The 22625-nt window shown below is 52.9% G+C and carries 22 protein-coding genes; 9 read left to right on the top strand and 13 right to left on the bottom strand.

The features are described 5' to 3' along the window. Nucleotides 1–29: 29 nt before the first annotated feature. The 3 genes from lpxM to znuA form a co-directional block, all read right to left on the bottom strand. Entirely contained in the window at nt 30–1001 is a 972-nt protein-coding gene (gene lpxM, locus FDX14_RS01380; RefSeq protein WP_137348896.1) for a lauroyl-Kdo(2)-lipid IV(A) myristoyltransferase, read from the bottom strand. 119 nt (nt 1002–1120) lie between these two features. Next, complete coding sequence (gene mepM / locus FDX14_RS01375; protein ID WP_050764953.1) at nt 1121–2440, bottom strand: murein DD-endopeptidase MepM; 1320 nt, start codon at nt 2438–2440, stop codon at nt 1121–1123. A gap of 15 nt (nt 2441–2455) precedes the next feature. Then, entirely contained in the window at nt 2456–3400 is a 945-nt protein-coding gene (gene znuA, locus FDX14_RS01370; RefSeq protein ID WP_042307999.1) for a zinc ABC transporter substrate-binding protein ZnuA, read from the bottom strand. Between the two features lie 78 nt (nt 3401–3478). On the opposite strand from znuA, the gene znuC reads away from it, so the two are divergent. Then, entirely contained in the window at nt 3479–4234 is a 756-nt protein-coding gene (znuC, locus tag FDX14_RS01365; RefSeq protein ID WP_006684140.1) for a zinc ABC transporter ATP-binding protein ZnuC, read from the top strand. Beyond that, nucleotides 4231–5016, top strand: a complete 786-nt coding sequence (gene znuB, locus FDX14_RS01360) for a zinc ABC transporter permease subunit ZnuB (RefSeq protein ID WP_042307812.1) — start codon at nt 4231–4233, stop codon at nt 5014–5016. Before znuC ends, znuB begins: the two co-directional genes overlap by 4 nt. A 78-nt stretch (nt 5017–5094) precedes the next feature. On the opposite strand, the gene ruvB is transcribed toward znuB, so the two are convergent. The 6 genes from ruvB to aspS all read right to left on the bottom strand — a co-directional run bounded on the left by ruvB (nt 5095) and on the right by aspS (nt 10351). Continuing rightward, complete coding sequence (ruvB, locus tag FDX14_RS01355; RefSeq protein ID WP_005120696.1) at nt 5095–6105, bottom strand: Holliday junction branch migration DNA helicase RuvB; 1011 nt, start codon at nt 6103–6105, stop codon at nt 5095–5097. An 8-nt stretch (nt 6106–6113) separates the two neighbouring features. After that, nucleotides 6114–6725: a Holliday junction branch migration protein RuvA gene (gene ruvA / locus FDX14_RS01350; RefSeq protein ID WP_038641428.1), complete on the bottom strand. Its 612-nt coding sequence runs from the start codon at nt 6723–6725 to the stop codon at nt 6114–6116. A gap of 80 nt (nt 6726–6805) precedes the next feature. After that, nucleotides 6806–7327, bottom strand: a complete 522-nt coding sequence (gene ruvC / locus FDX14_RS01345) for a crossover junction endodeoxyribonuclease RuvC (RefSeq protein ID WP_003034867.1) — start codon at nt 7325–7327, stop codon at nt 6806–6808. 34 nt (nt 7328–7361) lie between these two features. After that, on the bottom strand, nt 7362–8105 hold the full coding sequence (locus FDX14_RS01340; RefSeq protein WP_006684137.1) for a YebC/PmpR family DNA-binding transcriptional regulator: 744 nt from the start codon (nt 8103–8105) through the stop codon (nt 7362–7364). Nucleotides 8106–8133: 28 nt separating this feature from the next. Then, a complete protein-coding gene (nudB, locus tag FDX14_RS01335) occupies nt 8134–8577 on the bottom strand; it encodes a dihydroneopterin triphosphate diphosphatase (protein ID WP_042307807.1) in 444 nt (147 codons plus the stop codon). Between the two features lies 1 nt (nt 8578). Next, nucleotides 8579–10351 (bottom strand): aspartate--tRNA ligase, encoded by a 1773-nt coding sequence (aspS, locus tag FDX14_RS01330; RefSeq protein ID WP_042307805.1) that lies wholly within the window; start codon nt 10349–10351, stop codon nt 8579–8581. A 266-nt stretch (nt 10352–10617) separates the two neighbouring features. Here aspS and FDX14_RS01320 point away from each other — a divergent pair, with 266 nt between their 5' ends. The 5 genes from FDX14_RS01320 to cmoB are packed head-to-tail and all read left to right on the top strand — an operon-like array spanning nt 10618 to nt 14195. Next, nucleotides 10618–11184, top strand: coding sequence for a hydrolase (locus FDX14_RS01320; RefSeq protein WP_079223715.1), 567 nt, complete (start codon nt 10618–10620; stop codon nt 11182–11184). Continuing rightward, nucleotides 11181–11999: a DUF72 domain-containing protein gene (locus FDX14_RS01315; RefSeq protein WP_137348895.1), complete on the top strand. Its 819-nt coding sequence runs from the start codon at nt 11181–11183 to the stop codon at nt 11997–11999. Before FDX14_RS01320 ends, FDX14_RS01315 begins: the two co-directional genes overlap by 4 nt. A gap of 51 nt (nt 12000–12050) precedes the next feature. Further along, complete coding sequence (locus FDX14_RS01310) at nt 12051–12446, top strand: MAPEG family protein (protein ID WP_003833847.1); 396 nt, start codon at nt 12051–12053, stop codon at nt 12444–12446. Nucleotides 12447–12486: 40 nt separating this feature from the next. Further along, complete coding sequence (gene cmoA, locus FDX14_RS01305) at nt 12487–13230, top strand: carboxy-S-adenosyl-L-methionine synthase CmoA (protein WP_042307799.1); 744 nt, start codon at nt 12487–12489, stop codon at nt 13228–13230. Further along, on the top strand, nt 13227–14195 hold the full coding sequence (gene cmoB / locus FDX14_RS01300; protein ID WP_038641441.1) for a tRNA 5-methoxyuridine(34)/uridine 5-oxyacetic acid(34) synthase CmoB: 969 nt from the start codon (nt 13227–13229) through the stop codon (nt 14193–14195). The genes cmoA and cmoB overlap by 4 nt, the downstream gene beginning before the upstream one ends. 236 nt (nt 14196–14431) lie before the next feature. Here the strand turns inward: cmoB and cutC are convergent, their stop codons facing one another. Both cutC and FDX14_RS01290 read right to left on the bottom strand, forming a co-directional pair. Beyond that, complete coding sequence (cutC, locus tag FDX14_RS01295) at nt 14432–15178, bottom strand: copper homeostasis protein CutC (RefSeq protein ID WP_137348894.1); 747 nt, start codon at nt 15176–15178, stop codon at nt 14432–14434. A 2-nt stretch (nt 15179–15180) separates the two neighbouring features. Beyond that, nucleotides 15181–15747 carry a VOC family protein gene (locus tag FDX14_RS01290; protein ID WP_042307793.1) on the bottom strand — a complete coding sequence of 189 codons (567 nt, stop codon included), beginning with the start codon at nt 15745–15747 and terminating at the stop codon, nt 15181–15183. 238 nt (nt 15748–15985) lie between these two features. Here FDX14_RS01290 and argS point away from each other — a divergent pair, with 238 nt between their 5' ends. Then, nucleotides 15986–17719 carry an arginine--tRNA ligase gene (gene argS, locus FDX14_RS01285; RefSeq protein WP_079223710.1) on the top strand — a complete coding sequence of 578 codons (1734 nt, stop codon included), beginning with the start codon at nt 15986–15988 and terminating at the stop codon, nt 17717–17719. A gap of 182 nt (nt 17720–17901) precedes the next feature. Continuing rightward, nucleotides 17902–19839 (top strand): peptidoglycan DD-transpeptidase MrdA2, encoded by a 1938-nt coding sequence (gene mrdA2 / locus FDX14_RS01280; protein ID WP_137348893.1) that lies wholly within the window; start codon nt 17902–17904, stop codon nt 19837–19839. On the opposite strand, the gene bglB is transcribed toward mrdA2, so the two are convergent. Beyond that, a complete protein-coding gene (bglB, locus tag FDX14_RS01275) occupies nt 19811–20950 on the bottom strand; it encodes a beta-galactosidase BglB (RefSeq protein WP_137348892.1) in 1140 nt (379 codons plus the stop codon). The two genes, mrdA2 and bglB, sit on opposite strands and share 29 nt — an antisense overlap. Next, nucleotides 20951–22537 (bottom strand): MFS transporter, encoded by a 1587-nt coding sequence (locus FDX14_RS01270; RefSeq protein ID WP_137348891.1) that lies wholly within the window; start codon nt 22535–22537, stop codon nt 20951–20953. It abuts the gene before it with no gap. Between the last annotated feature and the right edge of the window lie 88 nt (nt 22538–22625).

Genomic DNA, 22625 nt, shown 5'->3' with positions numbered 1-22625 from the left:
AAAAAGCCTCTCGTTTGAGAGGCTTTTTTTTATTTCTTCGGATAGAGATCTTTGCGTTTATATGGCTCAATTTCACCGGGTTTACGCGTCTTAAGCAGCTTTAAAATCCAGGTGTATTGCTCAAGGTGTGGCGCAACAAAAATTTCCACCTCTTCGTTCATTCGTCTGGCAATGGTGTGATCATCCGCAGTCAGAATGTCATCCATCGGAGGACGTACCTGGATCGTCAGGCGGTGCGTTTTACCATCATATACCGGGAACAGAGGCACCACGCGCGCATGGCACACCTTCATCAGACGGCCAATCGCCGGTAACGTTGCTTTATAGGTAGCAAAAAAGTCCACAAACTCGCTGTGTTCAGGACCATGGTCCTGATCCGGCAGATAGTACCCCCAATATCCCTGACGTACAGACTGAATAAATGGTTTGATACCGTCGTTACGCGCATGCAGGCGACCACCGAAACGACGGCGCACTGTGTTCCATACGTAATCGAATACCGGGTTTCCCTGGTTGTGGAACATCGCCGCCATTTTCTGCCCCTGAGAGGCCATCAACATCGCCGGGATGTCCACTCCCCAGCCATGAGGAACGAGAAAAATCACCTTTTCATCGTTGCGACGCATCTCTTCGATGATATCCAATCCTTGCCAGTCGACCCGACTCTGAATTTTCTCCGGGCCGCGTATCGCCAGTTCCGCCATCATGACCATCGCCTGAGGCGCGGTCGCGAACATTTCATCGACAATGGCATCGCGCTCGGCTTCACTACGCTCAGGAAAGCAGAGAGACAAATTGATTAATGCTCTGCGACGTGAGCTTTTTCCCAGTCTTCCGGCGAGCCGTCCGAGCTTCGCCAGAACAGGATCGCGGAATGATGCTGGCGTTAACGCAATCCCGGCTATCGCCGCCACGCCAAGCCAGGCGCCCCAGTAGCGCGGATGGCGAAATGATTTGTGAAACTCAGGGATATACTCAATATTCTTTTTTTTCGTTTCCATGCTCTTCCAGTGTCTGGTATCGCGAAAAGTAAATCTGCTGATAGTGTAGCGGCGCACCGTGCGCCGTACAAAATAAAAAAGCCGGCACGCATCGCGTACCGGCTCTGTCAGTGTGCTAATTAATCGAAACGCAGCTGAGGAACAACTTCTTTCACCTGTGCCAGGTAATCAGTGCGATCTGAGCCGGTCAACCCTTCTGTACGCGGCAGTTTCGCCGTCAGTGGGTTAACAGCCTGCTGGTTGATCCACACTTCGTAATGCAGGTGCGGACCCGTTGAGCGTCCGGTATTGCCTGACAGCGCGATACGGTCGCCACGTTTCACTTTTTGTCCTGGCTTAACCAACAGCTTACGCAAGTGCATATAACGTGTGGTGTAGGTGCGACCATGACGTACCGCAACATAATAGCCAGCGGCGCCGCTGCGCTTCGCGACAACCACTTCACCATCACCTACCGACAGCACTGGCGTGCCCTGCGGCATCGCAAAGTCGACACCTTTATGCGGTGCCACGCGTCCCGTCACCGGGTTCAGGCGACGCGGGTTAAAGTTCGACGAGATACGGAACTGTTTCGCCGTTGGGAAACGCATGAAGCCTTTTGCCAGTCCGGTACCATTACGATCATAGAACTTACCGTCCTCAGCGCGGATGGCGTAATAATCTTTGCCTTCAGAACGCAAACGCACGCCCAACAGCTGGCTTTGCTCACGTTTGCCGTCGAGCATTTCGCGAGACATCAGCACCGAGAACTCATCGCCTTTTTTCAGTTTGCGGAAATCCATCTGCCACTGCATGGCCTTGATCACCGCACTGATTTCCGAGCTGGTCAGCCCGGCATCTTTAGCACTGGCGACGAAGCTCCCACCGACTGTGCCTTTGATACGGCTGTTGACCCAATCGCCCTGCTGCATTTCGCTACTCATTTTGAAACCCGTCGCGGTGCGATCGTAAGTACGGGTTTCGCGACGAGAGACTTCCCAGGTCAGGCGTTGCAGGTCACCTTCCGCACTTAGCGTCCAGGAAAGTTGCTGACCAATTTTCAGGTTACGCAACTCTTTATCGGAAGCGGCAAGCTGGCTGATGTCACCCATATCGATGCCGTACTGATTCAGGATACTGCTCAGCGTATCGCCCGTAGAGACGACATACTCATGCACACCGGCCTCACCAGACGTTTTGTCATCCAGTTCATCCTGGGGGATAGCTTCATCTTCCTGAGCGGCCTGATCGATAGGTTCGCTGGCCTCAGGCAACAGTGAACGAATCTCGCTTTTTTCCAGCTCGATAGTTTTGACGATGGGTGCAGAATCGGGGTGGTAAACATAGGGCCGCCACACAGCGACGGCCAATGTCAGTACAGTAAGCGACCCCAGCATAACGCGATGGGGTCGAGGCAGATTATTAAATGCCAGAGCGACAGAGCGGGCTATCTGTTGCACGTATTCACTTCCTCATTAATCTCCTTTCAGGCAGCTCGCATACTGGTTGGCTAATTGGTTCAAAAACGCTGAATAGCTTGTTTTACCCAGTTTGATATTCGTTCCGAGCGGATCCAACGTTCCCATTCGAACGGTTGTCCCTCTCGCGACGGCTTCAACGACCGCTGGCCTGAACTGTGGCTCAGCAAAAACGCAGGTTGCTTTTTGCTCAACCAACTGTGTTCTTATTTCATGTAAACGCTGCGCACCAGGTTGAATCTCAGGGTTCACGGTAAAGTGACCAAGCGGCGTTAGTCCGTAGTGTTTCTCGTAGTAGCCATAGGCGTCATGAAAAACGAAATAACCTTTACCCTTGAGCGGCGCGAGCTCGTTACCTACCTGCTTATCGGTTGCGGCTAATTGTGCCTCAAAATCCTTCAGGTTGGCGTCAAGTTTGGCTCGACTTTGCGGCATAAGTTCCACTAATTTTTCATGGATTGCAACCGCTGAGGCCCGCGCTATCTCTGGGGAGAGCCAAAGATGCATGTTGTAATCGCCATGATGGTGATGCTCGTCACTTTTTTCACCACCAGCATCATTGTGTCCATGATCGTCATCGTCGTCGTCAGCACCTTTCATGAGTAACGGTTTCACGTCATTAAGCTGCGCAATCGTTACCTGTTTCGCGTTAGGAATATTCTTGACTGACTTTTCCATAAACGCTTCCATCTCAGGTCCAATCCACACGACTAAGTCCGCGCCCTGTAAGCGTTTTACGTCTGAAGGACGTAGTGAGTAATCGTGTTCGGAAGCCCCGTCAGGCAGCAGAACCTGGGTATCAGTTACCCCATCAGCAATGGCTGAAGCAATAAATCCCAGCGGCTTAAGAGACGCCACTACAGCGGCATTTGCCACCTGTGTTGCACTACCCCAAAGAGCAGCGGATAATGCTGCGAAAAGAAGCGTATTTTTATGTAACATAATGCGACCAATCATCGTAATGAATGTAAGAAATGTGATATTATAACATTCTATAACTTCTGCAAGACTAAAATTGATATGACGACTTTGGTTTCACTGGAAAATGTCTCGGTCTCTTATGGTCAACGCCGCGTCCTTTCTGACGTATCGCTTGAACTTCGACCCGGTAAAATTTTGACGCTTCTCGGCCCGAATGGCGCCGGCAAGTCTACGCTGGTGCGCGTTGTTTTAGGGCTGGTAGCGGCTGATGAGGGAGTTATCAAGCGTAATGGTCAATTGCGGATTGGCTATGTGCCGCAAAAGCTATACCTCGATACCACGCTTCCGCTGACGGTAAGTCGTTTTCTGCGCTTACGTCCCGGCACCAAAAAAGAGGATATCCTTCCGGCGCTGAAGCGCGTTCAGGCCGGGCATCTGATGAATGCACCGATGCAAAAACTCTCTGGCGGGGAAACGCAACGCGTCCTGTTGGCCCGGGCTTTATTGAATAAGCCTCAACTACTAGTCCTTGATGAGCCAACTCAGGGTGTGGATGTCAATGGTCAGGTCGCACTGTACGATCTTATCGACCAGTTACGACGCGAACTGGATTGCGCCGTACTGATGGTTTCCCATGACCTGCATCTGGTGATGGCTAAAACCGATGAAGTGCTGTGCCTCAACCATCATATTTGCTGTTCCGGCGCGCCGGAAGTGGTTTCCATGCACCCGGAATTCATCTCAATGTTCGGGCAACGCGGCGCCGAACAACTCGGAATTTACCGTCATAATCATAATCATCGCCACGATTTACAGGGTCGTATCGTCTTACGCCGGGGAAATGGTCACTCATGATTGAATTGTTATTACCCGGTTGGTTAGCCGGGATCATGCTGGCCTGTGCCGCTGGCCCACTCGGCTCGTTCGTCGTCTGGCGTCGCATGTCTTATTTTGGTGATACGCTGGCCCACGCCTCACTGCTGGGTGTCGCTTTTGGTCTGCTGTTGAATGTAAATCCTTTCTATGCCGTCATTGCCGTGACCCTGCTGCTGGCGGCCGGTCTGGTATGGCTGGAGAAGCGCCCTCACCTCGCGATCGATACCTTGCTCGGTATTATGGCGCACAGCGCGTTGTCATTGGGGCTGGTTGTCGTCAGCTTGATGTCAAACATCCGCGTGGATCTGATGGCCTACCTGTTTGGTGATTTACTCGCCGTGACGCCAGAAGATCTCATCTCCATCGCTATTGGCGTGGTTATCGTTCTGGCGATTCTGTTCTGGCAGTGGCGCAACCTGCTGTCAATGACAATCAGTCCGGACCTGGCCTTTGTTGATGGCGTGAAGCTGCAACGCGTTAAGCTGCTGCTGATGCTGGTTACAGCTTTAACTATCGGTGTGGCGATGAAGTTTGTCGGGGCGCTGATTATCACCTCGCTGCTGATCATCCCTGCGGCAACCGCCCGTCGTTTCGCCCGTACGCCGGAACAGATGGCCGGCGTCGCCGTTGGTGTGGGTATGATAGCGGTTACAGGGGGTCTGACCTTCTCAGCCTTTTATGATACTCCAGCAGGGCCATCCGTTGTGCTGTGTGCCGCGCTGCTGTTTATCTTCAGTATGATGAAAAAGCAGGCAAGCTAAACGTGTGTTGCCCGGTGGCATTGCGCTTACCGGGCCTACAAAATCGCCCAGGCCTGATGAATGTAGCGACTTCAGGCGTTAAGGCATCTCTGGCGGCGTGATCCCGAAATGGTTCCAGGCGCGCACCGTTGCCATTCTTCCGCGCGGCGTACGTTGCAGAAAACCTTGCTGAATCAGATACGGCTCCAGCACATCCTCAATGGTTTCACGTTCTTCCCCGATTGCCGCTGCCAGGTTATCCAGGCCGACCGGTCCACCGAAGAATTTATCGATCACCGCCAGCAGCAGCTTGCGGTCCATATAATCGAAGCCTTCCGCGTCGACGTTGAGCATATCCAGCGCCTGAGCGGCGATATCCGCCGAAATGGTGCCGTCATGCTTCACCTCGGCAAAATCACGTACCCGGCGTAATAAACGGTTGGCGATACGCGGCGTACCGCGGGCGCGACGCGCCACTTCCAACGCCCCTTCATCGCTCATTTCAAGTCCCATGAAGCGGGCGCTACGTCCGACAATGTGCTGCAGATCGGCAACCTGATAGAACTCCAGGCGCTGCACAATACCAAAGCGATCACGCAGCGGGGACGTTAACGACCCGGCGCGCGTCGTCGCCCCAATCAGGGTAAACGGTGGCAGATCGATCTTAATTGAACGTGCAGCAGGCCCTTCGCCAATCATGATATCCAGCTGATAATCTTCCATCGCCGGATACAGCACCTCTTCCACCACCGGTGACAGGCGATGGATCTCATCGATAAACAGCACATCGTGGGGTTCAAGGTTAGTGAGCATAGCCGCCAGATCGCCCGCTTTCTCCAGTACCGGTCCGGATGTGGTACGCAGGTTGACGCCCATTTCATTGGCAACAATATTGGCAAGCGTGGTTTTACCGAGGCCAGGAGGGCCGAAAATCAGCAGGTGATCGAGGGCATCACCACGCAGCTTAGCCGCCTGGATAAAAATCTCCATTTGCGAGCGTACCTGAGGCTGGCCAATATACTCTTCCAGCAATTTAGGGCGGATCGCACGATCCACCAGGTCTTCAGGTGTCGTGCTGACAGCCGAAATCAGGCGATCTGCTTCAATCATCCTTTACCTCACAATGCCGCGCGAAGCGCTTCACGAATCAGGGTTTCACTGCTGGCATCAGGGCGGGCAATTTTGCTCACCATGCGGCTGGCTTCCTGTGGTTTATAGCCTAACGCCACCAACGCAGCAACCGCTTCCTGCTCGGCGTCCTCCGTTGCCGGACTTGCCGGAGAGGTCAGGACGAGATCTGCCGCCGGGGTGAAGAGATCGCCATGCAGACCTTTAAAGCGGTCCTTCATTTCAACAATCAAACGTTCGGCAGTTTTCTTTCCAATACCAGGTAGCTTCACCAGCGCGCCAAGCTCTTCACGTTCAACGGCATTCACGAACTGCTGGGCAGACATACCGGAAAGGATCGCCAGTGCCAGCTTCGGGCCTACGCCGTTGGTTTTAATTAACTCTTTAAATAGCGTGCGTTCTTGCTTGTTGTTGAAGCCATACAGCAACTGCGCGTCTTCACGCACCACAAAATGGGTGAAGATAATCGCTTCCTGTCCGGCTTCCGGCAGCTCGTAAAAACAGGTCATGGGCATATGCACTTCATAGCCGACGCCGCCGGTTTCCAGAAGGACCAGCGGGGGTTGTTTTTCAAGAATGATGCCTCTGAGTCTGCCTATCACGTGACGCTCCTGCGTTAAGGGCTAAAAGGTAATGCGCTATCATAAAAAAAGGCTGGATAGATATCCAGCCTCATTTGTCACTAACGTAACCGACCTCGCGCCAAATTCAGCCTCGACTCGCTCATTTGCATGGCATTCTGACTGACATGGCAGTGGGTAATGGCAATCGCCAACGCATCCGCGGCGTCCGCCTGCGGGTTGGCGGGCAGCTTCAGCAGCGTACGCACCATGTGCTGTACCTGGCTTTTTTCCGCACTACCGATACCAACCACGGTCTGTTTTACCTGGCGGGCCGCGTATTCAAAGACCGGAAGATCCTGATTGGTCGCCGCAACGATTGCCACGCCGCGCGCCTGCCCCAGCTTTAGCGCCGAGTCGGCATTCTTCGCCATAAAAACCTGCTCAATGGCAAAATAGTCCGGCTGGAACTGGGTAATAATCTCCGTCACGCCCGCATAAATTAGCTTCAAACGTGACGGAAGATCGTCGACTTTGGTGCGAATACAGCCGCTGCCGAGGTAGGTCAGTTGCCTGCCGACCTGACGGATTACGCCATAACCGGTAATGCGTGACCCCGGGTCAATGCCGAGAATAATAGACATCACGCATCTCCTGTTACTTTATGGCTTAACCACATCATTCTAAGGTCGCAGCAACCTCATCGGAGATTTCACCGTTGTGGTAAACTTCCTGTACGTCGTCGCAGTCTTCCAGCATATCGATCAGACGCATCAGTTTCGGTGCCGTTTCAGCATCCATGTCCGCTTTAGTGGATGGGATCATCGTCACTTCAGCGCTGTCTGCTTTCAGGCCAGCCGCTTCCAGCGCGTCACGCACTTTGCCCATCTCTTCCCACGCGGTGTAAACATCAATCGCGCCGTCGTCGTAGGTCACTACATCTTCAGCACCGGCTTCCAGCGCCGCTTCCATGATGGTGTCTTCGTCGCCTTTCTCAAAAGAGATCACGCCTTTTTTGCTGAACAGGTAAGCCACGGAGCCGTCGGTGCCCAGATTACCGCCGGTTTTGCTGAACGCATGACGCACTTCAGCCACGGTACGGTTACGGTTATCAGACAGGCATTCAATCATCACGGCTGTGCCGCCAGGACCGTAACCTTCATAGATGATGGTTTCCATGTTCGAGTCTTCATCACCGCCCACGCCACGCGCGATGGCACGGTTCAGGGTGTCACGGGTCATGTTGTTGGACAGCGCTTTATCCACCGCCGCGCGCAGACGCGGGTTAGCATCCGGATCGCCACCGCCCAGTTTAGCCGCCGTTACCAGCTCGCGAATGATTTTGGTAAAAATTTTACCGCGTTTAGCATCCTGAGCGGCTTTACGATGTCTGGTGTTGGCCCATTTACTATGACCTGCCATAAATAATATCTCCAAAAAGCGCGCCTTCTCAGGCGACGTTAATCACAAATTCTTCAATCGCCTGCCGATTACTCCACGACTTGGTTAACTGGGCGGCTTCAACCGCATTAACCCAACGATAGGTCAGATGTTCGGTGAACACGATCTCTCGTTCTGAGGGAAGAGCCAGGCAAAACCAGGATTCAGTATTACGCTCAATTCCCGGCGCATAGCGATGACGTAAATGGCGAAAAATCTCAAACTCCACCGTGCGCTGACAGTCAATTAAGGTCAGTTGCTCAGTCGCAACATCAATGGCGACCTCTTCCTTTACTTCGCGCATGGCGGCCTGCGACGCGGTTTCACCCTCTTCCAGGCTGCCGGTGACCGACTGCCAGAAGTCAGGATCGTCGCGTCGCTGTAACATCAGCACTCTCCCGGTGTCCTTTGCATAAATCACGACCAACACCGAGACAGGCTGTTTGTACTTCATATCAGTTATTCTCGGCCTTCTTCACAACCTGAATGCTCAGTTCCGCCAGCGCAGCTTCGTTAGCGAAGCTTGGCGCTTCGGTCATCAGACACGCGGCTGCCGTCGTTTTCGGGAAGGCAATAACGTCGCGAATGTTATCCGTCCCCGTCAGCAACATGGTCAAACGATCCAGACCAAATGCCAGGCCCGCATGCGGCGGTGTACCATATTTTAGCGCATCCAACAGGAAACCGAATTTCTCGCGCTGCTCTTGCTCGTTAATGCCCAGAATACCGAATACGGTCTGCTGCATATCACCGTTGTGAATACGGACGGAACCACCACCTACTTCATAGCCGTTGATAACCATATCGTAAGCGTTGGCAACCGCATCTTCCGGCGCAGCTTTCAGCTCAGCAGCGGTCATGTCTTTCGGCGAGGTGAACGGGTGGTGCATCGCGGTCAGACCGCCTTCACCATCGTCTTCAAACATCGGGAAGTCGATGACCCACAGCGGCGCCCATTTCGACTCGTCGGTAATGCTCAGATCTTTGCCCAGTTTCAGACGCAGCGCGCCCATCGCGTCGGCAACCACTTTCTTGTTGTCGGCACCGAAGAAAATCATGTCGCCGTCTTGCGCACCGGTACGCGCCAGAATCGCTTCCACGATTTCTGCGTTCAGGAACTTAGCCACCGGGCTGGTGATACCTTCCAGACCTTTCGCGCGCTCGGTGACTTTGATGTAAGCCAGGCCTTTCGCGCCGTAGATCTTAATAAAGTTACCGTAATCATCGATCTGCTTACGGCTTAAGCTCGCACCGCCCGGTACGCGCAGGGCTGCGACACGGCCTTTCGGATCGTTCGCCGGACCAGAGAACACCGCGAACTCAACGTCTTTTACCAGATCGGCGACGTCAACCAGCTCCATTGGGTTACGCAGGTCTGGTTTATCGGAGCCGTAACGGCGCTCAGCCTCGGCAAAGGTCATGATCGGGAAATCACCGAGATCCACACCTTTCACTTCCAGCCACAGATTACGCACTAACGCTTCCATCACTTCTCGCACCTGCGGCGCAGTCATGAAGGATGTCTCCACATCGATCTGGGTAAATTCAGGCTGACGGTCAGCACGTAAGTCTTCATCGCGGAAGCATTTTACGATCTGATAGTAGCGGTCAAAGCCAGACATCATCAGCAGCTGTTTGAACAGCTGAGGAGATTGCGGCAGCGCGTAAAACTTGCCTTTATGAACGCGGGAAGGCACCAGATAGTCGCGCGCACCTTCCGGCGTCGCTTTGGTCAACATCGGGGTTTCGATGTCGAGGAAGCCGTGATCGTCCATAAAACGACGAACCAGGCTGGTAATTTTGGCGCGTGTTTTCAGGCGCTGCGCCATTTCAGGACGACGCAGATCCAGATAACGATACTTCAGACGCGCTTCTTCGGTATTGACGTGGTTAGAGTCCAGCGGCAGTGAGTCTGAGCGGTTGATGATGGTCAGATCGGACGCCAGTACTTCAATTTCGCCAGTCGCCATATCGGCATTGACGTTTTTCGCATCACGCGCACGCACGGTGCCCGTAACCTGGATGCAGAACTCATTACGCAGTTCGGAGGCCAGCTTTAACGCGTCCGCACGGTCCGGATCGAAAAATACCTGCACGATACCTTCGCGGTCGCGCATATCGATAAAGATCAGGCTACCAAGATCACGACGACGGTTGACCCAACCACACAGAGTCACCTGCTGCCCCTCGTGGGACAGACGTAGCTGCCCGCAATATTCTGTACGCATGAGATATCCCTTAACTTTGCCGCAGGCGGATTGTCACCTGTCTCGCAGATGACGAAGTCGCAGCTTTAGCTGAATGTCACAACTGAATGAAAAAAGGCGGCTATTATACTGGAAATTCTGCCGCACGATAAGTCCGGTACTGACTGTACGCCTGTTTCCTCGACGGGCATTGCGTAATCTCACAAAAAATAACAAAAATTGTCGCCCCTTTCACACTGATTCGCGATTAAGGTGTAACGGAATTCTTATTTTTTACTGGAGTGACCATGCTGGAACTGAACGCAACAACAACCGCCCTTGTCGTTATTGACTTACAGGAAGGGATCCTGCCTTTCGCTGGCGGACCACATACGGCACACGATGTGGTTACCCGCGCCGCACGGTTGGCGGAAAAATTTCGTGCTAAGGGTTCTCCAGTAGTAATGGTACGCGTTGGCTGGTCTGACGATTACGCCGAAGCGCTGAAACAACCGGTTGATGCCCAGGCTCCGGCCAAAGCGTTACCCGACAACTGGTGGGATTACCCGCAAGCTCTGGGCAAATGCGCCAGCGATCTGGAAGTCACCAAACGTCAGTGGGGAGCGTTCTACGGTACCGATCTCGAGCTACAGTTGCGCCGTCGGGGTATCAATACCATCGTTCTGTGTGGCATCTCCACGAATATTGGCGTGGAATCCACCGCACGAAACGCATGGGAGCTAGGTTTTAATCTGATCGTTGCGGAAGATGCCTGTAGCGCCGCCAGTGCTGATCAGCATCAGGGCAGCATGACACACATTTTCCCACGTATCGCGCGCGTTCGCAGCGTGGACGAGATCCTGCAAGCGTTATGATCTATATCGGCTTACCCCAGTGGTCGCACCCGAAATGGGTGCGACTTGGGATCACCAGCCTGGAAGAGTATGCCCGCCACTTTAACTGTGTGGAGGGCAATACCACGCTATATGCGCTGCCAAAAGCCGAGATTGTCACCCGCTGGCATGCACAAACCACCGATGCGTTTCGATTTTGTTTTAAGTTTCCGGCCACTATTTCACATCAGGCCGCGTTGCGTAACTGTGATGATTTGGTACAGGAATTTTTCACGCGCATGTCACCGCTGGAAGCGCGCATCGGGCAATACTGGTTGCAATTACCCGCCACCTTCGCCCCACGCGACCTGTCTGCTCTGTGGCCGTTTCTCGACGCGCTCCCCAAATCCTTTACCTACGGTGTCGAAGTTCGCCATCCGGATTTCTTTGCCAAAGGCGAAGCCGAGCAGCAACTGAATCGCGGCCTGCATGAACGAGGTGTAAATAGGGTTATCCTGGACAGTCGCCCAGTGCATGCCGCCATCCCGCATACTGAAGCGATACGCGAAGCACAACGTAAAAAACCGAAGGTTCCGGTTCATGCAGTGGTAACGGCCAATCATCCGATGGTGCGTTTTATCGGTAGCGATGATATGGCACAAAACCGGCAGTTATTTGCAGTTTGGTTAACCAAACTGGCGCTGTGGCAACAGTCCACAACGCCATATTTATTTTTGCATACGCCGGATATCGCGCAGGCCCCGGAGCTTGTAGACACGTTATGGGCGGATTTACGTAACGCCCTGCCAGAGATCGGATCAGCACCGTCTATTCCACAGCAATCTTCTCTTTTCTGAAATTGCCACCTATCATAGACAGTGCCATCTGCCATTTTAAAGGGAGTTTGTATGGTAAGCGCGCTTTATGCCGTATTGGGTGCGTTATTGTTAATAAAGTTCTCATTTGACGTCGTTCGCCTGCGTATGCAGTACCGCGTTGCTTATGGTGACGGTGGTTTTAGCGAACTGCAAAGCGCTATCCGCATTCATGGTAATGCGGTGGAATATATTCCCGTCGCGTTAGTGCTGCTGTTATTTATGGAAATGAACGGCGCAGAGACGTGGATGGTGCATATTTGCGGGCTGATGTTGATTGCCGGACGACTGATGCATTATTACGGATTCCACCACCGGCTTTTCCGCTGGCGGCGTTCAGGCATGAGCGCGACCTGGTGTTCGCTGTTGCTAATGGTGCTGGCGAATCTTTGGTATATGCCCTGGGAGTTGGTTTTCTCCCTGCATTAGCGCACAATACGCCACTTTATTTTTCCCGGATTTTTACGTTATGTCTCACCGCGACACGCTTTTTTCTGCGCCTATCGCCAGTCTGGGTGACTGGACCTTTGATGAACGGGTAGCTGAAGTCTTCCCGGATATGATCCAGCGTTCCGTTCCCGGCTACTCCAATATCATTTCGATGATTGGCATGCTGGCCGAACGTTTCGTACAGCCCAACACACAGGTCTACGATCTCGGCTGCTCTCTGGGCGCGGCGACGCTCTCAGTGCGTCGCAATATTCATCACGAGAATTGCAAAATTATTGCCATTGATAATTCCCCGGCGATGGTGGAGCGCTGCCGTCGTCATATTGACGCTTATAAGGCCCCAACCCCGGTTGAAGTCATCGAAGGCGATATTCGCGACATTACTCTCGAAAACGCCTCGATGGTGGTGCTGAATTTTACCCTGCAGTTCCTTGAGCCAGCTGAGCGCCAGGCATTGTTGGATAAGATTTATCAGGGACTGAATCCCGGTGGTGCGCTGGTGCTGTCGGAAAAATTCAGTTTCGAAGACGCTCAAGTTGGCGAGCTGCTGTTCAACATGCACCACGACTTCAAACGCGCGAATGGCTATAGCGAACTGGAAATCAGCCAGAAGCGCAGCATGCTGGAGAACGTGATGCTGACCGACTCCGTTGAAACACACAAAGCGCGCCTGCATCAGGCTGGTTTTGAGCACAGCGAATTGTGGTTCCAGTGCTTCAACTTTGGTTCCCTGGTGGCGCTGAAAGCTGAGGTCAGCGCATGATCGACTTTGGTAACTTTTATCAACTGATTGCCAAAAATCACCTTTCCCATTGGCTGGAAACGCTTCCGGCGCAAATCGCCGCCTGGCAGCGCGATCAGCATGGCTTATTTAAGCAGTGGTCGAACGCGGTAGAATTTTTACCGGAGTTAACGCCCTATCGTCTGGACTTACTGCATAGCGTCACCGCAGAAAGCGAACAACCGCTCAGCGACGGTCAGCTCAAACGCATCGACACTCTGATGCGGAACCTGATGCCATGGCGGAAAGGACCATACTCGCTGTACGGCGTCAATATCGATACCGAATGGCGCTCAGACTGGAAATGGGATCGCGTCCTGCCGCATTTATCGGATCTCACCGGGCGTACCATTCTCGATGTCGGCTGCGGCAGCGGATATCATATGTGGCGTATGATTGGCGCGGGGGCGCACCTGGCGGTTGGCATCGATCCTACGCAATTGTTCCTGTGCCAGTTTGAAGCGGTGCGTAAACTGCTGGGCAACGATCAGCGCGCGCATCTGCTGCCGCTGGGTATTGAACAGCTTCCGGCGCTCAACGCCTTTGATACCGTGTTTTCCATGGGCGTGCTGTATCATCGACGTTCCCCGCTGGAACACCTGTGGCAGTTGAAAGATCAGTTGGTTAAAGAGGGTGAACTGGTACTGGAAACGCTGGTAGTCGAGGGTGATGAAAATACCGTACTGGTGCCAGGTGACCGCTACGCGCAGATGCGTAACGTCTATTTTATCCCGTCTGCGTTGGCGCTAAAAAACTGGCTGGAAAAATGCGGATTTGTTGATGTACGCATCGCCGATGTCTGTGTCACCACCACCGAAGAGCAGCGTCGCACCGAGTGGATGATAACCGAATCGCTGGCCGATTTCCTCGACCCGAACGACCACAGTAAAACGGTAGAAGGCTACCCCGCCCCATTACGTGCGGTATTGATTGCGCGTAAACCGTAATGGATTGCCGAATGACCGTTACGTATAGCACCGTTTCTCCAAAATAGTTCAAGTTGCAGCAAGGCGGCCAACGCTGCAAATCCCCGGGAGCGTAGATAACTACGTGACCGGGGTGCGCGAGGCGGCCAACGCTGCTGCGGCTTGAAATATGAAGGAGAAAAAAAGGCCCCTGTTGAAATTGCAGGGGCCTGGTACGAGCAAGCATCATATTGGGCGACATGATGCAACGGTAAAAATCAGCTGGCCTGATGGCGTGCCATGATTGCTTTCATTTCAGCAACCGCCGCTCCGTCTACCGCATAGCGAGAATACTCATCCGCCTGCGTATCCGAAGACATCGACAACCCCGAATTGCGATAACGCATTGGGGAAGCCAGCCATACTCCGGCAGAACTATGGACTTCCTGCACTCCAGCATCCAGGAACAGGGACAAATTCGAGGCGCGAACCCCCGCTCCGGCCATAATGATTGGAGCACCCGCCAGCGCAATAAGTTCCATTATTTTTGTTAAACCTTGCACTGCATCTGATTTTTGCCCGGAAGTCAGCACTCTGGCAATGCCCAATTCAGCTAATTTTTGTAACGCATTGAGTGGGTTAGCACACATATCAAACGCCCGATGAAAAGTGACATTCAGCGGACCAGCAGCAGCCATTATTTTCTCCATGCGCGGCATATCGACATTGCCATCCGCATCTAAAATACCGGTCACCAGCCCTGAAAATCCCAGTTCTTTGACCATCGCAATATCATCCAGCATTGCCGCGAATTCACCGTCGGTATAACAAAAATCCCCTCCACGCGGGCGGATAATCGGGTTGACGGGAATAGCCACATGCTGGCGAACCGAACGTAATACGCCCAGTGACGGCGTTAAGCCCCCTTCTTTGGGCGCCGCGCAAAGCTCAATGCGATCCGCGCCGTTTTGCTGCGCCGTAAGCGCGCATTCCATGCTGTAACAGCAAACTTCCAGTAAGGCCATGTTCACTCCTGTCGCTCACTTGCCACAATGGTTTCAATCGACCACGGATGAAACTTTATCGTCACACTGCCATCGCTGACCGCCAGCGTAGGATTCGGTAAACGCTCCCGCTCTCCTTTCGGTGAGCTGGTTTTCACAAAGATGCCCGGCTGACTCAGTCCTTGATCGGAAAGCAGCGCCAACGCTCGCGCATTCAGCGTCTCCGCATCTCCCGGCAGGACAATCTCAATATGTTCCCAACCTTCATGTGGGTAACGCTTTTCTCCCGGCCACGGCAGCTCTACGATAGAAAATGTCCAGTGCAGGACGCAAACCGGCTCATGAAGTTTGAACAGGCAAATGGGTCTGCCATTGATGATGTTCTCTGACAATAATTCACCGCACTGCTCAAATCCACGACGCCAGCGCTCTGCGGTAGTATTTTGATGACAACGCAAAGAAATGTGATCGGCTTCAAGCGGTGTGACATCCAGACCAAGACGGGTGGAAAGTTCCGTTAACGCCTGCGCGAAATGCGGTAAATCTGCGGAAATATCATGCAGTTCTGCAACTGTTTGCCAGTTCGCCATAATAAAAGCTCATATCCATGTTCAAAGCCGCTAATTTACTCTGTTGCGCTGCGCCATCCAACCGCTGTTTTTTTCGAACGCAATATGCATAATTATACGTAATTGCGTTGCTTTCATTTCCGACAGCGCACAGTACTCGCGATGCTGACGACAACGGGCATTTGCAGTATACTCCCGCCCTAAATTCTTAAACTGGCGCGGTGAATTATATCCCGCTTCATAAATGTAAGGTATTCCGGTGAATATTCAGGCTCTTCTCTCAGAAAAAGTCAGTCAGGCCATGATTGCTGCAGGCGCGCCTGCAGATTGCGAACCGCAGGTTCGTCAGTCAGCAAAAATACAGTTCGGTGACTATCAGGCCAACGGCATGATGGCTGTCGCTAAAAAACTGGGTATGGCGCCGCGACAACTGGCTGAGCAGGTGCTGACTCATCTGGATCTCAACGGGATTGCCAGCAAGGTTGAAATTGCTGGCCCGGGCTTTATCAATATTTTTCTCGATCCGGCATTTCTGGCGCAGCATGTTCAGCAGGCGCTGGCCTCCGATCGTCTGGGCGTAACTCAACCGGCTAAACAAACCGTTGTTGTTGACTACTCCGCGCCTAACGTAGCGAAAGAGATGCACGTGGGTCACCTGCGTTCCACCATCATCGGTGACGCTGCGGTGCGTACGCTGGAGTTCCTCGGCCACAATGTTATTCGTGCTAACCACGTTGGCGACTGGGGTACTCAGTTCGGTATGCTGATCGCGTGGCTGGAAAAACAGCAGCAAGAAAACGCCGGAGAGATGGCGCTGGCTGACCTGGAAGGTTTCTACCGTGACGCGAAAAAGCATTACGACGAAGATGAAGCCTTCGCAGAACGCGCCCGTAGCTATGTTGTTAAACTGCAAGGCGGCGACGAATATTTCCGTGAGATGTGGCGCAAACTGGTCGACATTACCATGTCGCAGAACCAGTTAACTTACGATCGCCTGAACGTCACGCTGACCCGTGACGACGTCATGGGTGAAAGCCTGTACAACCCGATGCTGCCAGGTATCGTGGCCGATCTGAAAGCTAAGGGCCTGGCCGTTGAGAGCGAAGGCGCTACCGTCGTATTCCTTGATGAGTATAAGAACAAGGAAGGCGAACCAATGGGCGTTATCATTCAGAAGAAAGATGGCGGCTATCTCTACACCACCACCGACATCGCCTGCGCCAAATATCGTTACGAAACGCTGCATGCCGACCGCGTTCTCTATTACATCGATTCCCGTCAGCATCAGCACTTGATGCAGGCCTGGACCATCGTCCGTAAAGCCGGCTATGTGCCGGATTCCGTGCCGCTGGAACACCACATGTTCGGTATGATGCTGGGTAAAGACGGTAAGCCGTTCAAAACCCGCGCGGGCGGTACGGTTAAACTGGCCGATCTGCTGGATGAAGCGCTGGAGCGCGCACGTCGTCTGGTGGCTGAGAAGAACCCGGATATGCCTGCCGATGAGCTGGAAAAGCTGGCGAATGCGGTCGGTATCGGCGCGGTGAAATATGCGGATTTGTCCAAAAACCGTACCACTGACTACATCTTCGACTGGGACAATATGCTGGCGTTCGAAGGCAACACCGCGCCGTACATGCAGTATGCCTACACCCGCGTACTGTCCGTGTTCCGTAAAGCGGATATCGACGAGAACGCGCTGGCAAATGCGCAGGTCATTATCCGTGAAGATCGCGAGGCCCAACTCGCCGCTCGTCTTCTGCAGTTTGAAGAAACGCTCACCGTCGTTGCCCGTGAAGGTACGCCGCACGTGATGTGTGCCTACCTGTACGACGTAGCGGGTCTGTTCTCCGGCTTCTACGAGCATTGCCCTATCCTCAGCGCTGAGAACGAAGAGATTCGTAACAGCCGTCTGAAGCTGGCGCAGTTGACGGCGAAAACCCTGAAGCTGGGTCTGGATACGCTGGGTATCGAAACCGTAGAACGTATGTAAGTTCGCAAGGATTAAGGCCTGAGTCTGTAACGCGGACTCAGGCCTTTTTTATTTCCGTAACAGGCTATCTGTAACAACTCACAAGGAATGACACATTTCCGTAGAGATATGGAACATATTTGGCCTGTCATCCCGTTTGAGCCTCCGTATCATTAGGCGGCGAATTAATCGGGTACGGGTCAATGACATTCAGAGATTTTGAGGCGGAAGAAAAACTCTTCCAGCGGCGTGTAATAGTGGCCTTTGGCGTGGTGGTCATCTGTTTTGGCATCCTGATTTACAATCTCTACAACCTACAAATCCGTCAGCACCAGTATTACACCACCCGGTCGGATGCAAACGACATCAAAATGCTGCCAGTCGCCCCAACGCGAGGCATGATTTACGATCGCAACGGCATCCCGCTGGTGCGCAACGTAACCTGGTACGACATTTCCGTTACGCCTTATAAAATCAGCGATATGGATGCCCTAATCAGGCAGTTAACGCCGATCGTTGACCTTACCCCGGATGACATTGACCAGTTCCGCCATGAGCTAAAATCCAGCAGCCGTTATCGCCCGGTAGTGCTAAAAAATGCGCTGACCGATGTAGAAATCGCCCGTTTCTCGGTTAACCAGTTTCATTTCAGTGGCGTCAATATCAATAGCTATGAAGACCGCCAGTATCCCTATGGCGCCGCACTGGCGCATGTCCTTGGCTATGTTTCAAAAATCAACGACAACGATCTGAAAGCACTGGATAAAAAAGGTCTGGCAGAAAACTACGCCGCCGATCACAACATCGGCAAACAGGGTATTGAGCACTATTACGAAAACGAACTGCATGGAAAAACCGGTTATCAGGAGGTGGAAGTCGATAACCACGGACGCATCGTCCGCTTGATCAAGGATGTGCCGCCCGTTGCCGGAAAAGATATCCATCTGACGCTGGATTTACATTTACAGCAATACATTGAGAGTCTGCTGGCGGGCCAGCGTGCAGCGGTACTGGTGGAAGATCCGCACGACGGTTCCGTGCTGGCGATGGTCTCAAACCCCAGCTATGACCCCAATCCGTTTGTCAAAGGCATCAGCTATCAGGACTATAACAAGCTGCTGCAGGATAAAGACCTGCCTTTAATCAACCGCGTCACGCAGGGGCTGTATCCTCCCGCCTCCACGGTCAAACCTTACATGGCGATGTCTGCTTTACTGGACGGAGTCATCACCCCGCAGACCAGTTTCTTCGGTGCCCCCACCTGGACGCTCCCCGGCACCGAGCGGCATTATCGTGACTGGAAAAAAACCGGTCACGGTATGCTGGACGTCACCAAAGCGATTGAAGAATCCGCCGATACCTTCTTCTATCAGGTGGCGTATATGATGGGGATCGACCGGATTAACAGCATGCTCAGCCAGTTTGGTTACGGTAAACCGACCGGTATCGATCTTGATGAGGAGTATAACGGCCTGCTCCCGAGCCGCGAATGGAAGCAAAAAGTACATAAAAAAGCATGGTATCAAGGGGATACCATTTCTGTCGGTATCGGCCAGGGCTACTGGATTGCCACGCCAATCCAGATGGTAAAGGCTATGGTAGCACTGATTAACAACGGCAAAGTCATCGCCCCTCACCTGCTACTTGATGAAGAAAGCGGCAAAACCCACACACCGTACCAGGCTCCTGAAGCGCCGTCGCAAATCGCCTCTGCATCGTCACCCTACTGGGGGCTGGTGCGTCAGGCGATGTTCGGCATGGCGAATGAACCAAACGGCACGGGCTATAAGTTCTTTCACACCGCACCTTACGGCATTGCGGCGAAAAGTGGCACATCACAGGTCTTCAGCCTGAAAGAAAATCAGACCTACAATGCGAAAATGATTCCGGTCCGTTTGCGCGACCATGTGTTTTATACCGCGTTTGCGCCGTATAAAAACCCGAAAGTCGCCGTGGCGTTAATTCTCGAAAACGGCGGCAGCGATGGCGTCACCGCCGCGCCGGTTATGCGTCAAATCATGGATCATCTGTTTGCTCCGCAGGACAACGCCGCGCAAACAGAGACACCGGAACAATCAGGTCCGATAGCAGCTGCACCATCGGACGCCGATATCAAAAATACTTACGCAAGTATTCGGTAAGGCACAGCATCGCCATCGCTTGTCCGTAAGGCATGGAGGTCCGTGGGATATTGCGGTAAAAATCGAGATTGTGCCCCATTCCGGTACCAAACGAGGTGTGCAACAATTCTCCTTCTGGTGAGATATGTTGCACAATGCCTCTGATGGCTTTTTCGGCCACCGCAGCATACTCTTGGCCGACATAGCGTTTACGTACCGCTTTGAGGATCCCATACGCAAATCCGGCTGTGGCTGACGCTTCCAGATACGACTGCGGATCGTCCAGTAGCGTGTGCCACAATCCACTTTCATCCTGGCACTTAGCCAGCGCCGCGATTTGCGCGTGCAGAACCTGCATCAGATAGCGGCGAACGGCACTGTTTTCTGGTAAATCGAGCAGTTCGAGAAAGTCCGGGATCACGATAGTTAACCAGCTGTTGCCACGCGCCCAGCGAGCGTTGGCAAAATTATGCTGTCCTTCATAACTCCAGCCGTGGAACCACAGCCCCGTTTCTTTATCCATCAGGTTTTGCACGTGCAGCAGGAACTGATAGGTTGCCTCTTCAATATATTCAGGACGGTTGAGCAACTTGCCAATTTTCGCCAGCGGTAAAACCGTCATCATCAATGTGTCATCCCACATTTGCTGGTGATTCTCTTCCGCCAGCGTAATGTGCTGCATACCGCCATATTCTGTACGCGGCATCTCATGCATTGCCCACTCCGCCCAGCTATCGAGCCACGGCAGATACGCGGGGTTACGCGTCTCTTCATAGCGATACGCCAGCGTTAAAAACGGCGCCATCGTGTTGACGTTTTTGGTGGTTGCGCCTTCGGCAAAACGATCGGCAAACCAGCTGTCGATGATATCGCGCATCGTTTCATCGCCGGTTTGCTGATAATACTGATACATCCCATACAAGCCGACGCCGTGCGTCCACTCCCATCCCGCCCAACCTTTGGTATCAATAACGCGTCCATCGTCCAGACGTAGCAAGAACTCGCCGGTCTCGTCATGAATATTGACCAGGTTATGCGTCACCTTTTTGATCAACGCTTTTAATTCATCCCTGGCAATAAAATGTTCTGGTTGGCGCAACAATGGGCTATGTTTAACCGGGTAAACAATCATTTACTTAACCTCTGTCAATGTCGAATTCAATGCGGCGCCCTTTTCCAGTTTCGGTGCCGCTGGTTTATTACGATTCAGGTAACCAATATTGTTGTTACCCCAAAGTGATTCATATGGCATGCCGGACAGCATCTCTACGGTGGCGCGTCCTTCAGCGGAAAGTCCTTCCAGCACAGGCCGCCCGGACTCACGCATTTTTGCGGTCTCTTCACGCAGGGTGCTGTGGGTGTGCAGGTTTAGTTTGAAGCGCAGGGAAACCAGGAAACCCAGCGCCAGAACAATTAGCGTACCGCAGCTCAGAATTAACAAAATGGTATGGCTGACCGCCGCGGGCTGTGCGCTCTGGCCGGAGACAAAACCGGACAACTGCATGACAATCCCCACCAGCATCACCGCGCCCGCCTGCGACGCTTTGCGCGTTAACGTCATAATCCCGGCGAAGATCCCTTCCCGACGCTGACCGGTAATCACTTCGTCAACGTCCGCAATATAGGTATAGGTATTCCAGGGAACATAATTGATCCCTCCGCGTCCCAGGCCCGCAATGGCAGAGACCAGCAGCAACAGAGAATAAACATCGCTTAACCCGGCATAATAAAGCAGCGCATAAGAGAGAGAACTCGTGCCAAACAGGACAACGACCATCCGGTATGATGGCGCGGGTCCAAAGCGGATACACAATGGGATCATGGCGATAACGGCAATAAACTGGAAGATAGCCATCGTTCCCAGCAGGTTTGACGCCATCGAGGCTTCCTGCATCAGCACAAACACCACATAGTAGGTAAAGACGGCGTTAAAAACGTCCTGCGCTATATAGCCGCCGAGATACATTCCTAAATGCTGACGGAAGATACGGATGCGCAGTGTTGAGCTCAGTTCAACGAACAGGCGGTTCATGCTTTGGCTAAAGGTCAGCTTTTTCTTCTCTTCTTCGGCTCGCAGCGCGGCTTCAGTCCACTCAGCACGTGGGCGCTCCCAGGTAAAGAACCAGACGAAAGTCAGCATCAGCGCGCACAGCACAGAGAACACCAGGCTGGCATAGAAAAAAGACACCGGGTTATCTTTGCCAAACAGCGTTAGCAGAACGCCGGGTAAGAACGAGGCCAGAATAGCTGACATTTGCGCCATCGAAATACGTGCGCCAGAAAACTTGGTTTTCTGTTTAAAGTCATCGGTCATTTCGGGCACCAGCGTTTCATAAGGCACCAGAATCATGGTGTAGACCACGTCAAAAATCAGATAGGTCAGCAGGTAATACCAGAACCCCATGTCACCCACCCACATCAGCGAGTAGCTAAAGACGCAGGGGATCCCCAACAGAATAAAAAACTTACGTCGCCCGAAGCGTTTACCGAGCCAGGTGGAACCAAAGTTATCGGTTAAAAAACCCATTAACGGGCTAACCACGGCATCCAGCACCCTGGCGGTGGCAAAAATGAAGGTCGCCTCGATAGGCGTCAGACCACAAAACGTAGTGTAAAAATAGAGCAGCCAGGCGGCGGTTAATGCCGTGGTGCCTGCGCCTAAAAAATCCCCCGAACCGTAGGCAAAATAGTTAACCAATCCGATTTTACGTGTCTTCATTGCCGTTACCCCTGCACATTATTGGGAGGCCCCGCAATCCTCGCATTGATATTGGGCGTCCTTTCAGGGTCACAGTAAAAGCTAACAG

Origin of the sequence: Citrobacter sp. wls710, assembly GCF_005281115.1 — a bacterium.
GTDB classification, from domain to species: domain Bacteria; phylum Pseudomonadota; class Gammaproteobacteria; order Enterobacterales; family Enterobacteriaceae; genus Citrobacter; species Citrobacter werkmanii.
Note: the sequence above shows the minus strand (reverse complement) of the source record. Positions and strands in the feature narration are given on the sequence as shown.

Coding starts and splice junctions, on each gene's coding strand:
- cutC (WP_137348894.1), bottom strand. CDS start 15,178: ATGGCCTTACTGGAAGTTTGCTGTTACAGCATGGAATGCGCGCTTACG.
- nudB (WP_042307807.1), bottom strand. CDS start 8,577: ATGAAGTACAAACAGCCTGTCTCGGTGTTGGTCGTGATTTATGCAAAG.
- cmoA (WP_042307799.1), top strand. CDS start 12,487: ATGTCTCACCGCGACACGCTTTTTTCTGCGCCTATCGCCAGTCTGGGT.
- FDX14_RS01310 (WP_003833847.1), top strand. CDS start 12,051: ATGGTAAGCGCGCTTTATGCCGTATTGGGTGCGTTATTGTTAATAAAG.
- znuB (WP_042307812.1), top strand. CDS start 4,231: ATGATTGAATTGTTATTACCCGGTTGGTTAGCCGGGATCATGCTGGCC.
- FDX14_RS01270 (WP_137348891.1), bottom strand. CDS start 22,537: ATGAAGACACGTAAAATCGGATTGGTTAACTATTTTGCCTACGGTTCG.
- FDX14_RS01340 (WP_006684137.1), bottom strand. CDS start 8,105: ATGGCAGGTCATAGTAAATGGGCCAACACCAGACATCGTAAAGCCGCT.
- znuC (WP_006684140.1), top strand. CDS start 3,479: ATGACGACTTTGGTTTCACTGGAAAATGTCTCGGTCTCTTATGGTCAA.
- ruvC (WP_003034867.1), bottom strand. CDS start 7,327: ATGTCTATTATTCTCGGCATTGACCCGGGGTCACGCATTACCGGTTAT.
- bglB (WP_137348892.1), bottom strand. CDS start 20,950: ATGATTGTTTACCCGGTTAAACATAGCCCATTGTTGCGCCAACCAGAA.
- cmoB (WP_038641441.1), top strand. CDS start 13,227: ATGATCGACTTTGGTAACTTTTATCAACTGATTGCCAAAAATCACCTT.
- mrdA2 (WP_137348893.1), top strand. CDS start 17,902: ATGACATTCAGAGATTTTGAGGCGGAAGAAAAACTCTTCCAGCGGCGT.
- znuA (WP_042307999.1), bottom strand. CDS start 3,400: ATGTTACATAAAAATACGCTTCTTTTCGCAGCATTATCCGCTGCTCTT.
- FDX14_RS01315 (WP_137348895.1), top strand. CDS start 11,181: ATGATCTATATCGGCTTACCCCAGTGGTCGCACCCGAAATGGGTGCGA.
- ruvB (WP_005120696.1), bottom strand. CDS start 6,105: ATGATTGAAGCAGATCGCCTGATTTCGGCTGTCAGCACGACACCTGAA.
- lpxM (WP_137348896.1), bottom strand. CDS start 1,001: ATGGAAACGAAAAAAAAGAATATTGAGTATATCCCTGAGTTTCACAAA.
- FDX14_RS01290 (WP_042307793.1), bottom strand. CDS start 15,747: ATGGCGAACTGGCAAACAGTTGCAGAACTGCATGATATTTCCGCAGAT.
- FDX14_RS01320 (WP_079223715.1), top strand. CDS start 10,618: ATGCTGGAACTGAACGCAACAACAACCGCCCTTGTCGTTATTGACTTA.
- aspS (WP_042307805.1), bottom strand. CDS start 10,351: ATGCGTACAGAATATTGCGGGCAGCTACGTCTGTCCCACGAGGGGCAG.